Below are 1,843 nucleotides of genomic sequence, written 5' to 3'. Positions count from 1 at the left end.
GGCCAGGCCGGCCCAACGCGACCAGCGGGGGTCGGCGCGCAGGTACCAGCTCTGCAGCAGCATCGCCACGCTTACGCACAGGAAGGCGGTGTTCGCCGCCAGCCCATGCACCAGTGGGGCCAGCAGCGGCGCCCGCTGGGGCAGCCAGCTGTCGCCGATGGCCACACCCAGCAGGCCCAGTGCGCCCGCCCAGAACAGCCCCGGCGCCGCCCCGCTGCGCCGTGGCGAGCGACTGTCGACGTGCAGCGCGTACGCCAGCAGCATGATCGCCAGTGCCAGCGCGCCATAGGCGCACCGCAATGCCAGGCCCCATGGCCCGTGCAGGTAGAGGCTCAGCGTGGCCTGCACCCAATCCAGGTCCTGGCGGACCCATTGGGTCCACAGCGCCGTGGCGATGAACACCACCAACGCGAGCATGGCCAGCAGCGCGGCCCTGGCCTGCGGCCGCGTGGACGAGCGTGCCGAGGCGCCATCATTCATCGGCGCCGTACTCAGTCGATCGCATCCGGATGACGCAGCGTCCACGCCGCCAGTGCGGCCCGGTAACGCTGCAGCTCATCGCTGTACAGATCCAGCACGCACAGCGGGCAGCCGCTGCCGCAGCACTCGTTCGGGCCGGGTTCTTCCGGTGGCTGCGGGCGTGGATCGGGGTCGGGAAGCGCGACGAGCTCGGACATGGGCATCAAGGGGGCGGAGAGCCACCATTATCCAATGCGGCGGCGCAGGTTGGCGCGCGCCGCGCCGTCCAGCCGCTGGTGGAAGAACCCGCTCAGGAAGATCCGCGGCTTCAGCAGCAGCTGCTTGAGGAAGCGGCGCCGGTTGAGCCGGAACAGGAATCCTGGCACATGGCCGGCATATTCCTCCGCAATGCCCTGGTCGTAGGCATCGAACACCGCCGCCGGCGCGCCGAGGATGGCCATGTCGCAATCCAGGAACATCGCCGCTTCGGCGTCGATGTCGGTTGCGGCCAGCGCGCCATGCCGGGCAGYCAATTCGATCAGCTGCACCACCCGCGCCACGTCGATGCCCTCGGCGGGCAGCCAGCGCAGGATCGCTTCGCGCGCCAATGCGGCAGAGCGCGCTTCGTTGTCGCTGCGCCCGGCGTCGTAGATCGCATCGTGGTACAGCGCGGCCAGCTGCACCTCGCGCGGCTGCTGCCAGCCCGGGCCGTCGGCAACCGCCTGGCAATGCTGCAGCACCGCCTGCACGTGCGAAAAGTTGTGGTATGCCCGCGGCGGCATCGCGTAGGCGGCTTCCAGGTCGGCCTGCATCGCCGCCGGCAGGGGCATCGGTTCAAAGCGCATGGGCAAACAGTGACGGCCGCCGCGGCAACTGGCAAGCGGATCGTCATTGGCGGTTTTTTGACCAGCCACGCGCCACGCCTGTTGTACGGCGCGTGCGCGTGCTTATCCACAGGTTTGCCCGGGGCTGATCCACACCGGCTGTGGATGGCCGATCGGGCCGACAAGCGGCACCCCATCCTCCCGGCCCAGGCCTAGACTGGGGCGGCTACGTCGGTATCCCTGCGAGGTAAACGCGATGTCCGCCTGGAGATTCCTGCTGGTGCTGACCCTGCTGGCAGCGGCGGTGGTGCCGCTGTCAGCCGGTGCGGCAGAACCGGCCGCTGCGGTGTCGCCTGCGCCCCCGCCGCCCCCCACCCCGGAACAGATTCTTGCCATTCCCCCCGAACTGCGCGCACTGCTGCAACAACGGGTGATCGCCCCGAGCTTCTCGCGCGAACAGCGCGTACAGCGGTTGGTGCATCTGATCTTCGACGACGACGGCATGCAGCTGTCCTACGACCCCTACGCCACCCACACCCTGACCGAAACCTGGCAGACCC

General features: G+C 69.4%; 3 protein-coding genes and 1 pseudogene. 1 reads left to right on the top strand and 3 read right to left on the bottom strand.

Annotated elements, in window-relative coordinates; genetic code table 11:
• The 3 genes from ACXJKH_RS19745 to ACXJKH_RS19735 all read right to left on the bottom strand — a co-directional run.
• Positions 1–480 (bottom strand): DUF998 domain-containing protein (locus ACXJKH_RS19745; protein WP_457321907.1); only part of this gene is annotated, 480 nt, incomplete at its 3' end.
• An 11-nt stretch (positions 481–491) separates the two neighbouring features.
• Positions 492–677, bottom strand: coding sequence for an oxidoreductase-like domain-containing protein (locus ACXJKH_RS19740; protein WP_256775882.1), 186 nt, complete (start codon positions 675–677; stop codon positions 492–494).
• Positions 678–704: 27 nt separating this feature from the next.
• On the bottom strand, positions 705–1,304 hold the full coding sequence (locus ACXJKH_RS19735) for an HD domain-containing protein (protein WP_457321905.1): 600 nt from the start codon (positions 1,302–1,304) through the stop codon (positions 705–707).
• A 235-nt stretch (positions 1,305–1,539) separates the two neighbouring features.
• On the opposite strand from ACXJKH_RS19735, the pseudogene ACXJKH_RS19730 reads away from it, so the two are divergent.
• A pseudogene (locus tag ACXJKH_RS19730) lies at positions 1,540–1,843 on the top strand (UDP-N-acetylglucosamine-peptide N-acetylglucosaminyltransferase); the annotation flags it as partial.

The organism is Stenotrophomonas sp. P5_B8 (genome assembly GCF_054049855.1).
This window is presented reverse-complemented; position numbering and strand designations above follow the sequence as displayed.